The following is an 18,634-nucleotide window of genomic DNA, read 5'->3' on the forward strand; positions in this document are numbered from 1 at the left end:
CGGCAAGTCTGTATTGGTCCGTCGACTCCAGGCCGCCCGGCACATTGCCGCAACAATGGAAAAGGTATAGTGTTCGTCATTGCTCAGCTGGCTCGATATGCCGGTCTTTCGTTCGATCTCTGCACTGCGTCGCGAAAAGAGGAGCACAATCATGCCGATTACGACGCTGAAGGTCTTGGCGAGCCTCATCCAATTGCATGGGCCTGGCGCAACCATTCAGAGCGACCATCAGGGTATCGACGCGTTGCTGAACGATCTTCGTGGGCAGGGTACGGAGCAAGGCGTTGTCTCCGATGAACCCGTGGTGACCCAGGCTGCTTTCAGACGGGGCGCTTTTGCCAAAGGCGCCAACGCAGGCGCCTTTCGCAGGGGAGGATACGCTCCGGGCGCCGGGGCGTTCCGGCGAGGCGGATTCGTTCGAGGGTACTAGATCAATTTCTTCCAGCTCGTCTCGGTGTCGGCATGTCGGCTGACGGTCTAGATTGTGTCGCCTTCCAGGATCAGCCGATCACGCAATTGCTGGTCAAGGTCGCGACGAGATGTAACATCGACTGTTCCTATTGTTACTGGTTTCGCGACGCGTCCGTTTACAGCAAGCCGAAGCTGATGAGCCCTGACGTGCAGCATCGATTGCTGCAGCGCATCGAGGAGCACGTCGTCCGATTTTCCCTGATTGATTTTCCTGTCATTCTGCACGGCGGAGAGCCGTTGCTGTGGGGCGTCGAGAACTTCCACCGCTTTGCCGAGGCCTGCGAGGCCATTTCATCACGGACCGGATGCGACATACCTCTCGCGGTCACGACCAATGGTGTGTTGATCGATGAGGAATGGCTGGCGTGCTTCGAGGCCCGCAACATTTCGGTTGCGATCAGCGTTGACGGGCCGGCCCATATTCACGACCTCCATCGCAAGACGTTTCAGGGTACGGGCACTCATGCCAGCGTCGAACGTGCCGTTCGCATGCTGGTGTCGCGCAACATTGGGGTCATTGCCCTGGCCGTCTGCAATCCCGCTTATACGCCGCAGGAATACGTCGATTTTTTCGCCGCATGTGGAATCTCCAACTACGACATCATGATCCCCGACGCGACGGTGGATGAGATGCCGCCGTCCATTGCCGCGTTCTACAAGGGGCTGTTCGACCTGTGGCTGGAGGCAAATCGCTCGACGCCGACGACCGATATCCGCATCATCTCGGACATGATCACCGCCCTGCTTGGCAACAATTCACCGACCGAGGGCGTGGGCCACAAGCCTGTCGAGCTTTGCACCGTGATGACCGACGGCACCGTGGAGGCCCACGATGTGCTGCGGATCGCAGGCGACGGCTTCACCAACACCGGTTTCAACATCTTCGATCACGCGATCGATGAGGTCAGGAATGAGCCGCGCTGGAAAGCCGCACGCCATGCCTCAATCAACCTTTGTGCGAAGTGTCGCCAATGCAAGTTCAAGGACGCCTGCGGGGGAGGCTATCTTCCGCATCGTTTCTCCAAGAAAAACGGCTACGACAATCCGTCCGCATATTGCGACGATCTCTATTCGATGTTTGAGAACATGCAATCCGTATTGGAGAGCCATCTCTATGTCAGCAAGCCGGACGGTAATCGTGTCAACGTGCGCGACACGCCGGCGGGCGCCTAGTGGACGTGGCTGCGTTGGCCGGCCCGCATCGGCTTTACTGTGTTGCTGATGATCTGTGGCAGTCGAGAGACGCCTGAGGCCTACTCTTCCGGCTCGGTCGTGAAGAGCAGCGGATATCCCTTGGCGCGGCCGGCATCGGTGGCGCGCGTCGCCTTGGTTTCGGCGACGTCCTTGGTGAACACGGCGACCACGCAGGCGCCCAGCTTGTGGGCGGTGATCATCACCTTGTAGGCCTGATCCTCGGACATGCGGAATTCGGCCTTGAGGATCATCGTGACGAATTCGCGCGGCGTGAAGTCGTCGTTGATCAGGATGACCTTGTGCAGCTTCGGCCGCTCGACCTTGGTCTTGGTCCTGGTTTTCGGCTTGGTGACGGTGTCGTTCATTCCGCCTCCTTGATACGGCAGGCTCGGTTCCGGGCCGGCGCGATCAGCTCACGGCCTCGCACCATATTGCAGGACCTGCACCTTCTCCAAGGTGATCAGCCCGCTCGACATCATGCCATCCAGGATGGGCAGGAATGCGTTGATGTTGTCCTCGCTGTCGACGATCTCGATCAGCAGCGGCAGGTCCTCCGAGAGCCGCAGGATTTTCGAGGTATGCAGCCGGCTCGACTTGCCGAAGCCCATGGGACCGCGCAGCACGGTGGCGCCGGCGAGATGCCGCTCGCGCGCCGTTGTCACGATGGCTTCATAGAGCGGCTTGCCGCCGTAATGATCGCTCTCGCCGATGAAGATCCGGAGCGAAAGAGCCTGATTGGGGATTTGCATGGTCAGCTCCTCGTCAAGCGATTGTAGCGGCTCGCCATCATATGCCCCGCCCATACCGACGCCAGCCAGCAGACGACGGACGCCGCGATATAGGCGAGGGCAGTAAATTTCATGCCGCCGTGGAACAGGCGGAAGGTCTCCAGGCTGAAGGTCGAGAAGGTGGTGTAGCCACCGCAGAAGCCGGTCATCACGAACTGCCGGTGCTCCGGCCGTGCCAGCACGCGGCCGTCGGGGCCGGTCAGCGTCGCGTAGAACCCGATGATCAACGAGCCCGTGGCGTTGATGAACAGCGTCGCGAAGGGAAAGCCGGGGCCGGTATCGAGGGTAAGTCCGACCAGATAGCGCGTCAGCGCGCCGACGATGCTGCCGGCAGAAACCCAGGCATAGAGCATCGCGGTGCGCCGGCGGTCTGCTGGAGGAGTCATCTGCCTCTAGCCTCCAAGCCTGTCGGCGAGGAGGAAGCCGCAGCTCACGGCCGCGAGGCACAGTCCGACCGAGAACACGAGGTTGCCGAGTGCGTTCACCGGCTCGCCGTTGCGCGCCAGGGTCAGCGTCTGCAGGCTGAACGAGGATACCGTGGTGTAGCAGCCGAGGAAGCCGGTCACCGCGAACAGCCACGGATTGGGCGAGGCGAACGCAGATCCGGGATGTGTCGCCAGGGCGCCAAAGATACCGATCAGGAAGGCGCCGGTGACATTGATGGTCATGGTGCCCCAGGGAAACGTCTCGCCCAGCCGGCGCGCGATCGCGCCGGAGACGAAATAGCGGGCGCAGCCGCCCAGCACGCTGCCGATCACGATGGCGATCAATCCGGTCAGCACGATGAATAGTCTCCCATCATGACTTGTTCTCCATCGCCAGCCCATTGCCGACGGCAAGCAGTCCCGCGAGCGCGGTCAGTACGAAGCCGAGCCCGGCGAGAAACGTGCCGGCCGGACCAAAGGCATCCCATAGCGCGCCGGCGATCACGCTCGCGGCCAGCATCGCAAGGCCTGTGAACAGGTTGAAATAGCCGAACGCGGTGCCGCGCAGCGCCGACGGTGCAGTATCGGCGACGAGCGCCGAGAGCAAGCCCTGCGTCAGTCCCATATGCAGGCCCCAGAGCACCACACCGAACGCGAGGCCGTGCAGGTTCGGCAGCAGCGCCAGCGCGAGGTCGGCGCCGGCGAGACAGACGAGGCCGAGCGCGAGCAGGGCGGTCCGGTTGATCCGGTCCGACAGCACGCCCGCCGGATAGGCCGAGAGCGCGTACGTCACGTTCATCAGCACCAGCACCGCCGGCACCCACATCGCATTGAGGCCGATGTTCTGTGCGCGCAGGATCAGGAAGGCTTCGCTGAAACGAGCGAGCGTGAAGACGACACCCACCGCGACGACGCGCCAGTAGACGGGCCCGAGTTGCCGCAGCGCGGCGGTGTTGAGCGGGTTCTTCGCAGGCTCTCGGTTCGCGTCCGGCTCCGGCTCGCTCACGGCGAACGCGATCAGTCCGAAGGACAGGAATGCGGGCAGCACGGCGAGCCAGAACACGGTCGCAAAATGATCTGATGTCCACCACATCAGGCCGATCGCGGCGAGCGGCCCAATGAAGGCGCCGATCGTGTCGAGCGACTGCCGCAAGCCGAAGCTCGCGCCGCGCAGGCCGGCAGGGGAGATATCGGCGATCAGCGCATCGCGGGGTGCGCCACGAATGCCCTTGCCGACGCGATCGATGAAGCGCGCCGCGACCAGCCAGCCGACGTTGGGGGCGAGCGGGAACAGCGGCTTCGTCGCCGCAGCCAGCCCGTAACCGAGCGTGGCGAGCAGCTTGCGGCGGCCCAGCCAGTCCGAGAGCGCTCCGGAGAAGATCTTCGTAATCGAGGCGGTCGCCTCCGCGATGCCTTCGATGAAACCGACAGCGAGGGTGGAGGCCCCGAGCACGGTGACGAGATAGACCGGCAGCAGTGCGTGGATCATCTCGGAAGAGATGTCCATCAGCATCGAGACGAAGCCGAGCACCCAGATTGCTCTCGGCAGCCCCCTGCGCGCAGCATTCGATGTGATCGTCACGTTCGCAGACTTCTCCTTCGCCTTCGCCTCCAGGCAACAAAAAACCCGCCAGCTGCGGGTTTTTCCATGCTCCCGCCAAAGGCAGAGGCCGACTGCCTCACCTCGAGCAGGAGTCATCAGCCCATCACAGTCATTCGACCATCGGGCGGTTGTCGGGGGACTCCATCCCCATCCGTATCGTCAGCCTAGCATGGAATTGGCGCAGAACAAATGGGCGGGGGATCTGCCTCCGCGCGTCGTTCGGCTTGAGGAGGCGCATCGCTCCCGCAGTTGCGCTGCTCTTGTTTTGCCCGCATGTTTCCGCGTCATCGCTATGGCCAAACGACGGCAACGTGCGGCAGCGATGCACTCGAATGTGAAGCACGGGCGATCTTCGCGCTTTGCGGCAAGGCAATTGCATGTCACCATCGCGTCATACGACGGGAGACTGCGATGCGGTTGCTGTTCTCGATCGGGGCTGTGCTGTTGGCCGGCATGCTTGCCGGAGGGGACGTCGCGGGCATCGCGGCACCAAGTCCTAAACTTGAACCGCCGAAATTCGAACCGCCAAATCAGCAGCGACAGGCAGCCGAGCTTGATGCGCAGTCGGTCGATATCGAGCTGATCCTCGCAGTCGACGTCTCCTACTCCATGGACATGGATGAGCTTGCGGTCCAGCGCGAGGGTTACGCGCAGGCGATCCAGTCCAAGGAATTCTTGCAGGCGCTGAAGGCCGGGCCCACCGGCAGGATCGCGGTGACCTATTTCGAATGGGCCGCATCCAGCGACCAGAAGATCATCATCCCCTGGCGGCTCATCGACGGACCGGAGAGCGCGGACGCGGTTGCCGGTGAGATCTTGAAGACGCCGATCCGCCGCGCCTCGCGCACCTCGATATCAGGTGCGATCGGATTTGCGATGCCGCTGTTCGACGAGGATCCCTATCACGGGCTCCGTCGCGTCATCGACATTTCAGGCGATGGCCCCAACAACAGTGGCGGTCCGGTCACCGTCGCACGCGATCTCGCGATCGAGAAGGGCATCATCATCAACGGTCTGCCGATCATGGTGAAGGAGCCGTCCTATTCGACCATGGATATCGACAATCTCGATTACTACTACGAGGATTGCGTCATCGGCGGTCCCGGCTCCTTCGTGATTCCGATCAAGGATCGCGAGAAGTTCAAGGAGGCGATCCGCACCAAGCTGCTGATGGAGGTTGCCGGGCGCATGCCCGAGCGACCGGTGATGCGCGTCGCAGACAAGGAGCCGCGCGTCAGTTGCCTGATCGGCGAGAAGATCTGGTCGGACCGCTCGGGTCGCTGAAGCCCCTCCCGATTGGACCATTCGCCTCATCGTGCCTGTGTCCGTCAACCGAAAGCCACGCGGCATCGACGATCCACGGCGGCACAGGCTGTGTGGGTTCAATCATTCTGCCCCGGGCGGCCTTATCGCGACTATGGGATGCGCGACTTCGGCGCGGTCGATGCCGACGGCAATCAGATCACGTTCGGGATGAGGACGGACGCCGCGGCCTGACATGGTCAGACCGCGGCGTCCGGTGGGATCAGATCCGTGCTTCCAGGATCAGGTTGAACGGTGTCTCCGCGGCGCGGCGGAAGCGCGACAGGCCGCCTTCGCTGGCGACCTTGCGCAGCCTTGCTTCGCCGGCTTGGGCGCCGAGTGCGAGGCCCACCTCCTGATCGAGCGAGGCCGGCGTGCAGATCATCGTCGACGCCGCGTAATAGACCCGCCCGACCGGGTTGAGATTGTCCTCGAGACGGTCGCCCGCGAACGGCTCGACCAGCATGCAGGTGCCGTCCTTCGCCATGGTTTGGCGCACATGGCTGATGGCGCCGACGGGATCGCCCATGTCGTGCAGGCAGTCGAAGAAGCAGACGAGATCGTAGCCCTCGGCCGGATAGGTCTTGGCCGAATGCACGGCAAAGCTGACGCGATCGCCGAGCTTGGCCTCGCTCGCCGCCTTGCGTGCCGCCTCGATCGAGCCCTCGTGATAATCGAAGCCGTAGAAGCGGGAGTTCGGGAAAGCCTCCGCCATCAATCTTGTCGAGACGCCGTGCCCGCAGCCGACATCGGCGACCTTGGCGCCGCGCTTCAGCTTGTCGACGACGCCGTCGAGCGCGGGCAGCCACTCCTGCACCAGGTGATGCATATAGCCGGTGCGGAAGAAGCGGGCGGTGCCGCAGAACAGGCATTCGCTGCGCCGGTTCCATCCGACGCCCTTGCCGCTCTTGAATGCATCCGAGATCTTCGGCTCGTCGAGAAATGTCGAAGCAATGAGGTTGCCGAAGGCGCCGAGGAAGACCGGACTGTCCTCGTCGGCGAGCGCCATCGCCTGCTCCGGCAGCATCGAGAACTTTCGCGATGCGGAATCGTATTCGATGTAGCCGGATGCCGCCTGGCTCGACAGCCATTCGCGGACATAGCGCTCCGCCGTTCCGGTGGCGCTCGCGAGTTCGGCCGAACTCATCGGCCCCTTGGCGGCGAGAGTGCGGTACAGGCCAAGCTTGTCCCCGAGCAGAACCAGCGATGCGTTCATCGCCGCGCCGACTTCGGTGACCATCTTGCCCATAAAGGCATTCAACCTGTCGGAATTGACCTCCATGACAGCCTCCATGCAATGTCAGGCATTTTCAAAGGTCTGCGCAATTGCGCGTGGTCGGACTGTGAGAGGCCCTCTGCGGTCGAAGCCGCGGCCTCAGCTTGCACGTCCTTTCGATGTGTCAGTCCGGCCCGCAAGCAGGTTCAAGGCGCCAGCAAGAACCGATCTGGAACCTGAGGCGTTGATCGGCATGATCGCAAACGCTGGCATTCGCACGGGGCTGAGAGTATAATTCGCGCTCATTCCGACGGTTACCTGAATGCCCGGCCTTATTCGTCCCTGCGGTCTTGCAGCCCTTCTCGCAGTGCTCAGCTTCTGCCTCGGTGGAACACCAGCTCACGCGCAGGTCGCGCCCCTGCAATATTGGATTCCGGGCGGGGCATTCGGCTATGGCGGCAGCGCCGACACCTACGGTAATTTTCCGAGCTTCAATACGGGCGACGCCAACAGCGGTTATGAATTCCGCCCAGGCTTCTTTGTCGGAAGCCAACGCGGCAATCTCGGCTTGAGCGGTTTCAGCCAGGCAGGATCTTCGGGCAATTTCAGCGCGCTCTCCTACGACAGCACGCGGTTCGGTTACAACATGAAGACCGCGGGCGGCTCGCCGGTGACGTTCTTTGCCGGGGTCGACACCATGAAATACGGCAATGGCATCGGCAGCTCGGTCGCGCCGCTGACCTCCGCGGCCGCGCCGGGCTACGGCGCATTTGGGGGCGTCGAGTTCAAGCCGACCTCCAACCTCAGCCTGTCGTTCGGTGCCGGATTCACCCAGCGGGACTCGGGCCGCATGGACAGCGATATCAGGTCAGACATGCTGCCCGGCGAGTCGCCGGCGCTTGGCGTGCTTCGGCGCTAGCGCGTGAACTTCGCCACCAGTTCGACATGCGGCGTGTGGCGGAACTGGTCGACCGGCACGACGCTCTCGATTTCATAGCCGCCGTCAATCAGCAGCCGCGCGTCGCGCGCGAAGGTGGCGGCGTTGCAGGACACGGCGATCACCACGGGCACCTTGCTCGCCGCGAGCTTCAGCGCCTGCGCCTGCGCGCCCTGGCGCGGCGGGTCGAATACCACGGCGTCGAAATCGCGTAGTTCCGGCGGCACCAGCGGGCGGCGGAACAAATCGCGCGGCTCGGCCTTGATCGGCTTCAGCCCGGGCGTGCGCGCAGCTTTTGCGAGCGCGGCAATCGCGCCGGCATCGTTGTCGTATGCGGTGAGGCGCGCCTTCTCTGCGAGCCTGAGCGCGAACGGACCGACACCGCAGAAGAGGTCGAGGACGTCCTTGGCCTTGCCGACGCGTTCGGCAACGAGTGCCGCCAGCGTCACTTCGCCCGCAATGGTTGCTTGCAAAAACGAGCCCGGCGGCAGCGTCACCTCTGCGCGGCCCATCGTCACCGTCGGCGGCAGGCGCTCCAGCACCAGCTCGCCATGCCGCGTCAGCCGCGCCAGGCGATGCTGCTCGGCAACGCGCGACAGCGCCGTCACCATCGGTGTCGGCAGCGGGCCGGAGCCGCGCAGATCGACATCGAGGCCGTTGGCGGTCGCGGTGACCTGGATGTCGAGCGGCTTCGTCACCGCCATTTTTGACGTCAGCGGCTCGGCGAGGGCCCAGGCGGCATCGAGGGCGCCTTCGAGCGCAGGATCGAGGATCGGGCAGCGATGAATTGGGATGACATCGTGTGAGCTCGCGGCCGAGAAGCCGACCTTGAGCACGTCATGCGTGCCGAACCGTCCGTGCAGCGTGACGCGCCTGCGGCCCACGCCATGGGCATCGAGCAGCGGCGTCACCTCGCATTCGATGCCGGCCTGCGCCAGCGTCTCGACCACGATGTTGCGCTTCCAGGCATGATACGGCTCCGCGGCCCAATGCTGGATCGCGCAGCCGCCGCAGATGCCGAAATGCGGACAGAACGGCTCAACGCGCTCGGGGCTCGCGACGTCGACCGCCAACAGCTTGCGGCGGTCAGGATGATGACCGGCGACGTGATCGACCTCGACGGTCTCGCCTCGAAGCGTATAGGGCACATAGACCGCGTCGCCCGTCGTGAGCGAGACGCCGTCGCCGCGATGGCCGACGTGATCGATCGTGACGCGTTCAACCACGGCGCGCGCCCAGGAAGAATTCGATGTTGCCGTCGCCCCCCGATATCGAGGAGGGAAACACCTCGATACCGGTGCAGCCAAGCGAAGCGGCAAAGGCCGCGATGTCGTCGCAGATCTGCTTGTGCACGGCGGCGTCGCGGATGATGCCCTTCTTGTTGTGCTTCCGGTCAGCCTCGAACTGCGGCTTGATAAGCGCCAACAGGCTCATCGGGGCGGCAGCCAGCGATAGCGCCACCGGCAGCACTGCCTTGAGCGAGATGAAACTGACGTCGATGACGACGACATCGGGCCGCGCCGGCAGCCGCTTGCCTTCATAGCTGCGAATATCGGTCTCTTCCATCGACACGATTTTTGAATGGCCGCGGAGCGAAGCGTGCAGCTGGCTGGTGCCGACATCGACCGCAAACACCAGGCTCGCGCCATTCGCCAACAGCACCTCGGTAAAGCCTCCGGTGGAGGCGCCGACGTCGAGGCAGACATGGTCCTCGATTTCGATCGGGTACCGCTCCAGCGCACCGGCGAGCTTGACGCCGCCGCGCGAGACGTAGGGGTGCGCGGGCTCAGCCTGGATCACGGCATCTTCGGCGATCGTCTCCGACGGCTTTGCCACCTGCTTGTCGTCAGCCGTGACCAGCCCGGCCTCGATCGCCGCGCGCGCCCGCGCCCGGCTCTCGAACAGGCCGCGCTCGACCAGCAGAACATCCGCGCGCTTGCGGGCAGGGGACATCGGATCTCCGACGAACGATTTATGGTGCGATCAATCGCGCGGCTGCCATCCGGACGCAAGTCTCGAACGCGGCGAGATCGTGCCAGATGTCGACCGGCTGCCTGGCCGGCGTCACAAGCGGGCAGCCATGCAGCTCCAGCGCATGGATGATCATGAGATTGTCGACGAGGCCGAAATCCTCGACCGTCAGCCCCTGCGCATCGACCAGCCGCCCCTCCTCGGAGGCGACATCCATGAAGCGGCCGACGCGGTCGGCATAGGTGGCGCCATCGTTGGAATAGGCCAGGCAAAACCTGCGGCGGCCGGCCATGTAGCCGAGCTCGTAAACCGTGCCGGGATCGGCGCCGGCGCCGCGAAACGGGGTGAGGTTGGCGATGATGGCGTCGGCCGCATCCATCATCGCCTCGTTGCCGCAGAAGATCTGCCGCGAAGCGTCGGGCGCAGTGAGGTCGACCGTGTTGTCGAGCGGATAGAGGCCGGTGAGGCCGTAGCGGCCACAGATGGCGGCCTTACGGCGACCGATCTCGACCGCATCCGGCAGGAACACATCAGGACCTGCCAGATAGATTTTCATGGAGCTAAGCCGGACAAGTTTGGATCAAAGTGCGAGCCGCATCGCGTGCTCTGCTCCCTCTCCCGCTTGCGGGGGAGGGTCGGGGGGAGGTATCTCCGCTCGCGAGAACCCCCCAAGAGGAGAAAGCCCTCACCCGGCGCTTTGCGCCGACCTCTCCCGCAAGCGGGAGAGGTGAACTCACTCTCAGGCGAGCTTGACCGTCTCGGCCTTGGCGTCCTTGCCGAGCGCTTCGAACACCTTGGCGACGATGCCCTTGGCGTCGAGGCCGGCGCGAGCGTACATAGCGGCCGGCGTGTCGTGATCCTGGAACACGTCGGGCAGGACCATCGTACGGAACTTGACCAGGCCGGTATCGAGCACGCCCTGATCGGTCAGGTACTGCGCGACATGCGAGCCGAAGCCGCCGACCGAACCTTCCTCGATGGTGATGAGGACGTCGTGGTCGCGGGCGAGCCTGAGCACCAGCTCGGTATCGAGCGGCTTCATGAAGCGCGCGTCGGCAATCGAGGTGGAGAGGCCGTGTGCGGCGAGCTCGTCGGCCGCCTTCTCGCATTCGGCCAGACGCGTGCCGAAGGAGAGCAGGGCGATCTTGTTGCCCTGGCGGATCATGCGGCCCTTGCCGATTTCAAGGGGAACGCCGACGTCGGGCATCTCGATGCCCCGGCCTTCGCCGCGCGGATAGCGCAGCGAGCTCGGACGGTCGTTGATCGCGACCTGGGTCGCCACCATGTGCACGAGCTCGGCTTCGTCAGCTGCAGCCATGATCACCATGTTGGGCAGACAGCCGAGATAGGCGTTGTCGAACGAGCCGGCGTGGGTCGCGCCGTCGGCGCCGACGAGGCCGGCGCGGTCGATGGCGAAGCGCACGGGCAGGTTCTGGATCGCGACGTCATGGACGATCTGGTCGTAGCCGCGCTGCAGGAAGGTCGAGTAGATCGCGCAGAACGGTTTATAGCCCTCGGTCGCAAGGCCGGCGGCGAAGGTCACCGCGTGCTGCTCGGCGATGCCGACGTCGAAGGTGCGGTCGGGGAAGGCCTTGTTGAAGATATCGACGCCGGTGCCTGACGGCATCGCCGCGGTGATGGCGACGATCTTGTCGTCCTTCTGCGCTTCCTTGACGAGGCTCTGGCCGAACACGTTCTGGTAGGCCGGCGCGTTCGGCTTGGCTTTCGCCTGGGTGCCGGTGGCGACGTCGAACTTGGCGACGGCGTGGTACTTGTCGGTGGACGCTTCCGCCGGGCCGTAACCCTTGCCCTTCTGCGTCACGACGTGAACCAGGATCGGGCCGGTCTCCATGTCGCGAACGTTCTTCAGCACGGGCAGAAGATGGTCGAGGTTATGGCCGTCGATCGGGCCGACGTAATAGAAGCCGAGTTCCTCGAACAGCGTGCCGCCGTCCATCATGAAACCGCGGGAATATTCCTCGACGCGGTTGGCGCGGTTGGCGAGGATCTTGGGCAAGCGCTTGTTGATCTGCTTGGCCGCATCGCGCAGCGTGCGATAGGTCTTGCCGGAGTAGAGGCGCGACAGATACGCGCTCATCGCGCCGACCGGCGGGGCGATCGACATGTCGTTGTCGTTGAGGATCACGATCAGGCGCGAGTTCATCGCACCCGCATTGTTCATGGCCTCATAGGCCATGCCCGCCGACATCGCGCCGTCACCGATCACGGCGATGACGTTGTTCTTGCCACCGGAGAGGTCGCGCGCGACCGCCATGCCGAGGCCGGCCGAGATCGAGGTCGAGGAATGCGCGGCGCCGAACGGATCGTAGTCGCTCTCGGTGCGCTTGGTGAAGCCCGACAGGCCACCGCCGGTGCGCAGTGTACGGATGCGGTCGCGGCGTCCGGTCAGGATCTTGTGCGGGTAGGCCTGATGGCCGACGTCCCAGATCAGCCGGTCACGCGGGGTATCGAAGACGTAGTGGATCGCGGTGGTCAGCTCGACCACGCCGAGGCCCGCGCCGAAGTGACCGCCGGTCACCGAGACGGCGTCGATGGTCTCTTGACGCAGCTCGTCGGCGACCTGGCGAACCTGCTCGATCTTGAGCTTGCGCAGGTCTTCCGGTGTCCGGATGGTGTCGAGAAGCGGCGTTTTACTGTATGCGTTCACAGCGATTTCCAATTTGTCAGCGCCGGAAGTTCGTTCCGGTGCGCGATGGGTTTGTACAATACCGGCGCAGCGCGAGTCCTTAAACCGTCGGAGCCACCTGCAATGGGGTCGAGCCCCGTCTTCAAGCTTAGGTGGGCTGAAGTGCGCTTCGGTTCAGTCTCTGTGATCTCTGTCACTTAGATCGGCTTCGTCCGTCCCAGCCCTTTTCATTAGCAATTTGAAGCGCTTGTCGTCGGAGTTCAATGCCTACGCAAGGCTAACAAAAAGCCACACTGCGCGCAGCTTTACACCAAAGCTTTGCCCAAAGCCAACCCGCCCGGCCGCCTACGGGTATGCGCGTGCAACCGGCGGGCCAACTTGGTTAATCGCGGCGCCGGAAGGGAAGTTCCAATCCTGCCCGGTTCCTTGACAGGATTCTGGGGGAAAGAACAGCATTTTTGATGGTATTCGCAACGATAAAGGCCGCCCGCGACGGTATTCTTCAATCCTGAGGCCGGCTCGCCCCGTCCGGGCCCAGAAGCCTGGCTGCGATCTCGAAAAATTGCGGGCTGCCGATGCGCAGGACGGGTGGCCGCTCGCGTCCTTATTGCACGTCGAGTGGCGCGGTGCCGGCTGCCTGGCCGCTTGCATCGGTGGTGATCTTGTCAACGCGGGCTTCGGCCTGGCGCAAAAGCTCCTCGCAACGCCGCTTCAGGGCTTCGCCCCGCTCGTAGATCGTCACGGATTCCTCGAGCGGCACCTTGCCCTCTTCGAGCCGCTTCACGATCGTTTCGAGTTCCTCGATCGCGCGCTCGAAGGTGAGCCTGGAGACGTCGATTTGGGTGTTTTCGGCCATATAAGTTTCCGATTGCCCGTTTCGCTACTGTTGCCAAACAGCAGGGTTTTGCGGGCTTAATGTGGCGGGTCGATCAAGCGCCCATCAAGGCGCCGACATGCGCCGTAACAGATTCTTTCAATCCTTGCAGGTCGTAGCCGCCTTCCAGCACAGAAACAACACGGCCCCCCGCGGTCTTGTCGGCGAGCTCCATCAGCTTCCGCGTGACCCAGGTGTAATCCTCGGCGCGCAGGTTCAGCGAGGCGAGAGGGTCGCGGTAATGCGCGTCGAAGCCGGCCGAGATGATGAGCAGCTCCGGGCTGAACTTCGTCAATTGCGGCAGAATCAGATCCTCGAACGCGGAACGGAACTCGGGACCGCCGTCTTCGGAGGCGAGCGGTGCGTTGACGATGGTGTCGTGATCGCCGCGCTCGCCCTTGGCGCCGGTGCCCGGAAACAGCGGCATCTGGTGCGTCGAGCAGTACATCACTGATGGGTCCGACCAGAAGATGTCTTGCGTGCCGTTGCCGTGATGAACGTCAAAATCGACGATGGCCGCACGTTTGATGCCGTATTTGCGCTGCGCGTGGCGGGCGGCAATCGCGACATTGTCGAAGAAGCAGAAGCCCATCGGCTTGCCGATCTCGGCGTGATGGCCGGGCGGTCGCACCGCGACGAAGGCGTTGCGGTGCTCGCCATTCATGACTGCTTCGGTCGCCGCCACCGCGCCGCCGACGCCGCGCATCACCGCTTCCCACGTCCCGGGGGACATCGAGGTGTCACCGTCGACATAGACTTGGCCGCTGGTCGGCGCGATGTGCCGCAGCTCGGTGACGTAATGCTCGTTGTGGCAGAGCGTGACCAGATCGAGGTCGCCCTCAGGCGCGAGGTCGCGCGCCAGGAACTGGAAGCGTTCGTGCGACAGCGCTTCCTCCACCGCGCGCAGGCGGTCGGGCCTCTCAGGGTGTCCCGCCGGCGTGAGATGGTCGAGGCAAGCCTTGTGGGAGAGAAGAAGCGTGCTCATCAGGGCGGCCTCACTGGGAACGAACTCTCGACCTCGCTTGGCGCATCCGGCGTCAAAACGCAATGCCATTCCCAATCTAGGCCTTCCCACGCGAATGGCAAAGACTGGTCCGCAACGGCCCGTTGATCCGGATCAATTCACGCGCAGGATGCGGGTCGGCGGCAGCGGACCGATCGGACCGTGTGCCTTGAAGAAGGCAAACAGCGCGTCGGCGTCGTAGCCGCCATATTGCGGCGAGGCGCCCTGTTTCGCGACCGTAAAGCCGTCGCCGCCGACGGCCAGATAGTCGTTGAGGGTGACGCGATACCCTGCGGCCGGCTCGATCGGCTTGCCGTTGAGAATCATCTTCTCGGCCATGACGCGCTCGCCGAACGGCTTCGATGCGTCCCAGGTGTAACTGAATCCGTTCGACACCTGCAGGATCCGCGGCCGCTTCGGATCGAGCCATTGCTGCTCGAGCATGTCCTTGAGCTGGCTGCCTGACAGCGTCATGGTGACGAGCCGGTTTCGGAAGGGCTGGCTCGCGAACAAATCGCCGTAGGACACCGCACCGTTCTCCTTCGGGACGAGGTCGGTGCGGATGCCGCCGGGATTGGTGAACGCGATGACAGCGCTTCCATCCTTGGCGTCCCTGGTCGCGGCCAGCTGAGCATCGGCGATCACGTCGCCCAGTGCGCTTTCGCCGGCGTCATCAGGCACGCGGGACAGCGTCTGCGTCACCGATCCGGCCGGCCGGTTGGCAATCGGCGCCGAAAGCTTGTCATAGGCCTCGATCAGCGCGGTCTGCTCGGGATTCCTGGCGAGCGAGGCCGTGGCGACGATGATGTTCTCGGCTCTCGCGCCGACGATGTCGCGGGTCATGGGATCGAGTGTGAGGTCGATCGCGGTGACCAGCGTGCCGTATTTGTCGCCGCTGGTGACGAGCCGCCCGTCTATATTGCAGACATAAGCGCGATGCGTATGGCCGCTGACGACGACGTCGACCGCGCGGTCGAACTTTTTCACGATGTCGACGATCGGACCGGTGATATCAGGGCATTCATTGTAGTCGCCTGACGGCTCGCCGCCCTGGTGGATCAGCACCACGATGGCCTCGACGCCGCGGGCTTTCAGTTGCGGCACGAGCGCATTCACCGTCTCGGCCTCGTCGCGAAACTCCAGTCCCGCAATACCCTTGGGCGAGACGATGCCGGCGGTCTCCTTCAAGGTCAGCCCGATGAAGGCGACCGGGATGCCCTCGAATTCCCGGATCTCGTAGGGCGGCAGCACGCTCTTGCCGGTCGCGGCCTCCACGGTGGACGCCGCGAGATAGTGGAATTTGGCGCCAGCGAACGGATGCGGCCCCTGACAGCCGTCCTCCGGATGGCAGCCGCCGTTCTGCATCCTGAGCAGCTCGGCCTTACCCTCGTCGAATTCATGGTTGCCGACCGCCGTGATCGCAAGCCCCATCATCGAGAGCGACTCGACGGTCGGCTCGTCGTGAAACATCGCCGACAGGAAGGGGCTCGCGCCGATCAGGTCGCCGGCCGCGACAAAGATCGTGTTCTTGTGTCCTTCGCGCAATTGCTTCACCAGCGTCGCCATGTATTCGGCGCCCCCGGCGGCCACCATGACCTTTTTGCTCTTGTCTTCAGGGTCATTGATGCGGATGCCGCCCGGCGGCGGACGGAGATTGCCGTGGAAATCGTTGATCGCGAGAATGCGCAACTCGACGGGCGCTGCGGTCTGGGCCGCGGCGGGGAGGGCGGCGAGCGCGAGGGCGAAGCCGGACAGGCGGAGAAGATGTCGCATGGAACCAGATTAGTCGTTCCGCGCGAAGTTTTCACGAAGTTCTCGTTGCCTACCGCTTCTTCCTGTTCGCGAAGGCATTGAACGCAGCGACGGCCTCGTCCGATTTCAGCTTCTCGCCGAACAGATGGCCTTCCCGGTCGATGCGGCGGGTGAGCTCTTCCGGCGGAGCGCGCAGCAGCTTGCGCGAGGTCGCGACCGCCTCGGCCGGCAGCCGGCAGATCTCGCGTGCCACCTTGCGGGCCTCGACCTCGGTATGACCAGGCGACACGACGGTGTTGACGAAGCCGGCGGCATGGGCCTCCGCGGCCGTGAAGCTGCGGCCCATCACCAGCATGGCAAAGGCGCGCTGGTAGCCCATGGTGCTCGGCATCAGCAGGCTGGCGGCGCCGACCGGAACCAGCCCGAGATTGATGTAGGGCGCCGAGAACGTCGCGGCGTTGGAGGCGAGCACGTAGTCGCAGTGAAACAGCATCACGGTGCCCATGCCGATCGAGGCGCCGTCGACCGCTGCGATGATCGGCTTGACGTTGAGCGCCAGCGAATAGAGGAATTTGACGCCGTCCGACAACGTTTCGGGACGCGAGGCGTCGGCCCTCATGAAATCGTCGACGTCGTCGCCGGCCGTGAACACGCCCGAGCCGCCGGTGATGATCATGCAGCGGATGTCGGGATTGTTCTGCGCGGTATCGATCGCGCGGCTCATCTCGCGATACATGTCCTGCGTGATCGCGTTCTTCTTGCCCGGCCGGCGCAGGGTGATCACGCGGGTCGCGCGGTCCTCCGTGACGATGATGTTGCCGTTCGGCATGAGCACTCCCTGCGGGCCGCCGCGGCGCCTGCCAACGGCGAGTCTTGCGATGTTGAGCCTACATGATCCGTCAGGCGTGCCAATCCTGCGGCTGACCCATTTCGGCCGTCACACCGGTGAGCGGTTGCATGACACCCGCGCGAATATTGCATTTCGTGCGGGGAATTGCGGCTCGAACCGAGGTCGCATCTCTCCGTGACGTTTTGCGCGCTGCAACAATCGGCTACATCTTTCATTTGAAAAACCGGTGGTTGTGCGGCACGATCAGCCGTCTCGTTCCATTATGCCGATAGTTGATCGATGATTGTCGCAACGGAGGCCGACGAATCCTCGCTGCATTATCGCGGCTGGCGCGTCGTGCTGGCCTGTTTCCTGATGGCCTTCTTCATGTTCGGCTTCGGCCTCTACGGCCAGGGCGTCTATCTCGCCGAGCTGCAGCGCGCTCATGGCTGGCCCGGCACGCTGGTGTCGGCGGCGAGCACATTCTCCTTCCTGTTGACCTCCGTGCTCGTCATCTTCACCGACGATCTGCTCGCCCGCCTCGGGCTGCGGGCGCTGATCCTGTTCGGGCTGGCGGCGCTCGGTGCATCGACTGCGCTGCTGGGGCTGATGCACTCGCCCTGGCAGCTTTATCTCGCCTATGCGCTGATGTCGGTCGGCTGGACCGGAATGGGCTCGGTGGTGATCGCGACCGTGCTGAATTCCTGGTTCGAGCGGCGCCGCGGGCTCGCGCTGAGCCTTGCCTTCAATGGCGCCACCTGCGGCGGCATCATCCTGGTTCCGGCGCTGCTGGCGTTGAGCGCCAGTATCGGCTTCCGCTCCGCCATGCTGGGAGCCACCGTCGTGATGGTGGTGCTGGTCTTGCCCGTGATCGTGGTCTTCACCAGCTGGCCGGTCGAGGCGCCCCGGCATGCGGCGGCAACTGTCCCCGGGGACCAAGCAGCGCGACATTCGCGCAAGGCGTTGCTCGCCAGCGCGCCTTTCTGGACCATGGTGCTGCCGATCGCGATCGCGCTGCTGGCGCAGATGGGCTTCATCATCCATCAGGTGTCGTTCCTCGAGCCGCTGATCGGCCGCGCCAGTGCAGGTCTCGCGGTCACCGTCATGGCGACGATGGCCGTGGTCGGCCGGCTGACGCTCGGCTTGTTCGTGGACCGGCTCGATCCGCGGCTCGCTTGTGCCGCCTCGATGACGAGCCAGGCGGCCGCGTTGTTCGTTCTCCTGCAAAGTGAGAGCCCGATCGTGCTGCTCGCCTGCTGCGCCGCTTATGGCTTCTCGATCGGCAACATGATCACGTTTCCACCCTTGATCATCCAGCGCGAGATCGGCAGCGCGACCTTCGCGGCCGCGATGGGGTTGGGGACGTCGATCAGCGGCAGGTCAGCGCATTCGGCCCGGGCATCGTCGGCCTCGTGCACAGCATGACCGGCAGTTACAGGACGGCGTTTGCGATGTGCGTGGTGCTGGATGTGATCGCGGCCGGCATAGTGCTGTGGCGGCCGGGGAGAGCAGGCTCGCGGGGTCTAGCGCCTGAGCAGGATCGTAGGGCGGGTTAGACGAGCAGATGCGCCCGCGCGCATCTGCTCGGCGTAACCCACCACTTCTGTTTCCGTGGATATCAG

Annotated in this window: 17 protein-coding genes, 1 pseudogene and 1 riboswitch; of the genes and pseudogenes, 4 read left to right on the forward strand and 14 right to left on the reverse strand. The window is 64.0% G+C overall.

Translation table 11 applies throughout. The features are described 5' to 3' along the window. The first annotated feature begins 462 nt into the window (after nucleotides 1–462). Entirely contained in the window at nucleotides 463–1,644 is a 1,182-nt protein-coding gene (locus BM222_RS07090; protein ID WP_092227561.1) for a radical SAM protein, read from the forward strand. 80 nt (nucleotides 1,645–1,724) lie between these two features. Here the strand turns inward: BM222_RS07090 and clpS are convergent, their stop codons facing one another. Genes clpS through BM222_RS07115 form a run of 5 tightly spaced genes read right to left on the reverse strand, consistent with a single transcriptional unit; the run spans nucleotide 1,725 to nucleotide 4,460 of the window. Beyond that, nucleotides 1,725–2,030 carry an ATP-dependent Clp protease adapter ClpS gene (gene clpS / locus BM222_RS07095; protein ID WP_092227562.1) on the reverse strand — a complete coding sequence of 102 codons (306 nt, stop codon included), beginning with the start codon at nucleotides 2,028–2,030 and terminating at the stop codon, nucleotides 1,725–1,727. A 48-nt stretch (nucleotides 2,031–2,078) separates the two neighbouring features. Further along, nucleotides 2,079–2,414 (reverse strand): DUF190 domain-containing protein, encoded by a 336-nt coding sequence (locus BM222_RS07100; RefSeq protein ID WP_092227563.1) that lies wholly within the window; start codon nucleotides 2,412–2,414, stop codon nucleotides 2,079–2,081. A 2-nt stretch (nucleotides 2,415–2,416) separates the two neighbouring features. After that, on the reverse strand, nucleotides 2,417–2,839 hold the full coding sequence (gene crcB / locus BM222_RS07105) for a fluoride efflux transporter CrcB (RefSeq protein WP_092227564.1): 423 nt from the start codon (nucleotides 2,837–2,839) through the stop codon (nucleotides 2,417–2,419). Nucleotides 2,840–2,845: 6 nt separating this feature from the next. Further along, on the reverse strand, nucleotides 2,846–3,280 hold the full coding sequence (gene crcB, locus BM222_RS07110) for a fluoride efflux transporter CrcB (protein ID WP_092227565.1): 435 nt from the start codon (nucleotides 3,278–3,280) through the stop codon (nucleotides 2,846–2,848). Continuing rightward, nucleotides 3,252–4,460, reverse strand: coding sequence for an MFS transporter (locus tag BM222_RS07115; protein ID WP_092227566.1), 1,209 nt, complete (start codon nucleotides 4,458–4,460; stop codon nucleotides 3,252–3,254). Before BM222_RS07115 ends, crcB (BM222_RS07110) begins: the two co-directional genes overlap by 29 nt. A 100-nt stretch (nucleotides 4,461–4,560) precedes the next feature. Beyond that, nucleotides 4,561–4,639, reverse strand: a riboswitch (Fluoride riboswitch). A gap of 253 nt (nucleotides 4,640–4,892) precedes the next feature. Here BM222_RS07115 and BM222_RS07120 point away from each other — a divergent pair. Further along, a complete protein-coding gene (locus BM222_RS07120) occupies nucleotides 4,893–5,765 on the forward strand; it encodes a DUF1194 domain-containing protein (RefSeq protein ID WP_092227567.1) in 873 nt (290 codons plus the stop codon). Nucleotides 5,766–6,006: 241 nt separating this feature from the next. On the opposite strand, the gene BM222_RS07130 is transcribed toward BM222_RS07120, so the two are convergent. After that, the gene (locus tag BM222_RS07130; RefSeq protein WP_177243052.1) at nucleotides 6,007–7,065 is read right to left on the reverse strand and encodes a class I SAM-dependent methyltransferase; all 1,059 of its coding nucleotides are present in this window, start codon (nucleotides 7,063–7,065) and stop codon (nucleotides 6,007–6,009) included. A 256-nt stretch (nucleotides 7,066–7,321) separates the two neighbouring features. Between BM222_RS07130 and BM222_RS07135 the strand changes: the two genes are divergently transcribed. Then, the gene (locus tag BM222_RS07135; RefSeq protein WP_092227569.1) at nucleotides 7,322–7,918 is read left to right on the forward strand and encodes a hypothetical protein; all 597 of its coding nucleotides are present in this window, start codon (nucleotides 7,322–7,324) and stop codon (nucleotides 7,916–7,918) included. On the opposite strand, the gene BM222_RS07140 is transcribed toward BM222_RS07135, so the two are convergent. The 8 genes from BM222_RS07140 to BM222_RS07175 all read right to left on the reverse strand — a co-directional run bounded on the left by BM222_RS07140 (nucleotide 7,915) and on the right by BM222_RS07175 (nucleotide 17,012). Then, the gene (locus BM222_RS07140) at nucleotides 7,915–9,162 is read right to left on the reverse strand and encodes a class I SAM-dependent RNA methyltransferase (protein ID WP_092227570.1); all 1,248 of its coding nucleotides are present in this window, start codon (nucleotides 9,160–9,162) and stop codon (nucleotides 7,915–7,917) included. The two genes, BM222_RS07135 and BM222_RS07140, sit on opposite strands and share 4 nt — an antisense overlap. Continuing rightward, on the reverse strand, nucleotides 9,155–9,889 hold the full coding sequence (locus BM222_RS07145) for a TlyA family RNA methyltransferase (RefSeq protein ID WP_092227571.1): 735 nt from the start codon (nucleotides 9,887–9,889) through the stop codon (nucleotides 9,155–9,157). Before BM222_RS07145 ends, BM222_RS07140 begins: the two co-directional genes overlap by 8 nt. A gap of 19 nt (nucleotides 9,890–9,908) precedes the next feature. Beyond that, nucleotides 9,909–10,463 (reverse strand): nucleoside 2-deoxyribosyltransferase, encoded by a 555-nt coding sequence (locus BM222_RS07150; RefSeq protein ID WP_092227572.1) that lies wholly within the window; start codon nucleotides 10,461–10,463, stop codon nucleotides 9,909–9,911. A gap of 183 nt (nucleotides 10,464–10,646) precedes the next feature. Further along, complete coding sequence (dxs, locus tag BM222_RS07155; protein ID WP_092227758.1) at nucleotides 10,647–12,575, reverse strand: 1-deoxy-D-xylulose-5-phosphate synthase; 1,929 nt, start codon at nucleotides 12,573–12,575, stop codon at nucleotides 10,647–10,649. Between the two features lie 583 nt (nucleotides 12,576–13,158). Further along, nucleotides 13,159–13,410, reverse strand: a complete 252-nt coding sequence (locus tag BM222_RS07160) for an exodeoxyribonuclease VII small subunit (RefSeq protein WP_092227573.1) — start codon at nucleotides 13,408–13,410, stop codon at nucleotides 13,159–13,161. Nucleotides 13,411–13,483: 73 nt separating this feature from the next. After that, nucleotides 13,484–14,413 carry a histone deacetylase family protein gene (locus tag BM222_RS07165; protein WP_092227574.1) on the reverse strand — a complete coding sequence of 310 codons (930 nt, stop codon included), beginning with the start codon at nucleotides 14,411–14,413 and terminating at the stop codon, nucleotides 13,484–13,486. 132 nt (nucleotides 14,414–14,545) lie between these two features. Beyond that, nucleotides 14,546–16,204 (reverse strand): bifunctional metallophosphatase/5'-nucleotidase, encoded by a 1,659-nt coding sequence (locus tag BM222_RS07170; protein WP_092227575.1) that lies wholly within the window; start codon nucleotides 16,202–16,204, stop codon nucleotides 14,546–14,548. Nucleotides 16,205–16,253: 49 nt separating this feature from the next. Beyond that, a complete protein-coding gene (locus tag BM222_RS07175) occupies nucleotides 16,254–17,012 on the reverse strand; it encodes an enoyl-CoA hydratase-related protein (protein WP_092227576.1) in 759 nt (252 codons plus the stop codon). 300 nt (nucleotides 17,013–17,312) lie between these two features. Between BM222_RS07175 and BM222_RS07180 the strand changes: the two are divergent. After that, a pseudogene (locus tag BM222_RS07180) lies at nucleotides 17,313–18,568 on the forward strand (MFS transporter). Nucleotides 18,569–18,634 lie beyond the last annotated feature (66 nt).

The organism is Bradyrhizobium sp. Gha, from assembly GCF_900113735.1.
Classification (GTDB): Bacteria; Pseudomonadota; Alphaproteobacteria; order Rhizobiales; family Xanthobacteraceae; genus Bradyrhizobium.

Coding starts and splice junctions, on each gene's coding strand:
- BM222_RS07090 (WP_092227561.1), top strand. CDS start 463: ATGTCGGCTGACGGTCTAGATTGTGTCGCCTTCCAGGATCAGCCGATC.
- clpS (WP_092227562.1), bottom strand. CDS start 2,030: ATGAACGACACCGTCACCAAGCCGAAAACCAGGACCAAGACCAAGGTC.
- BM222_RS07100 (WP_092227563.1), bottom strand. CDS start 2,414: ATGCAAATCCCCAATCAGGCTCTTTCGCTCCGGATCTTCATCGGCGAG.
- crcB (WP_092227564.1), bottom strand. CDS start 2,839: ATGACTCCTCCAGCAGACCGCCGGCGCACCGCGATGCTCTATGCCTGG.
- crcB (WP_092227565.1), bottom strand. CDS start 3,280: ATGGGCTGGCGATGGAGAACAAGTCATGATGGGAGACTATTCATCGTG.
- BM222_RS07120 (WP_092227567.1), top strand. CDS start 4,893: ATGCGGTTGCTGTTCTCGATCGGGGCTGTGCTGTTGGCCGGCATGCTT.
- BM222_RS07130 (WP_177243052.1), bottom strand. CDS start 7,065: ATGGAGGTCAATTCCGACAGGTTGAATGCCTTTATGGGCAAGATGGTC.
- BM222_RS07135 (WP_092227569.1), top strand. CDS start 7,322: ATGCCCGGCCTTATTCGTCCCTGCGGTCTTGCAGCCCTTCTCGCAGTG.
- BM222_RS07145 (WP_092227571.1), bottom strand. CDS start 9,889: ATGTCCCCTGCCCGCAAGCGCGCGGATGTTCTGCTGGTCGAGCGCGGC.
- BM222_RS07150 (WP_092227572.1), bottom strand. CDS start 10,463: ATGAAAATCTATCTGGCAGGTCCTGATGTGTTCCTGCCGGATGCGGTC.
- BM222_RS07160 (WP_092227573.1), bottom strand. CDS start 13,410: ATGGCCGAAAACACCCAAATCGACGTCTCCAGGCTCACCTTCGAGCGC.
- BM222_RS07165 (WP_092227574.1), bottom strand. CDS start 14,413: ATGAGCACGCTTCTTCTCTCCCACAAGGCTTGCCTCGACCATCTCACG.
- BM222_RS07170 (WP_092227575.1), bottom strand. CDS start 16,204: ATGCGACATCTTCTCCGCCTGTCCGGCTTCGCCCTCGCGCTCGCCGCC.
- BM222_RS07175 (WP_092227576.1), bottom strand. CDS start 17,012: ATGCCGAACGGCAACATCATCGTCACGGAGGACCGCGCGACCCGCGTG.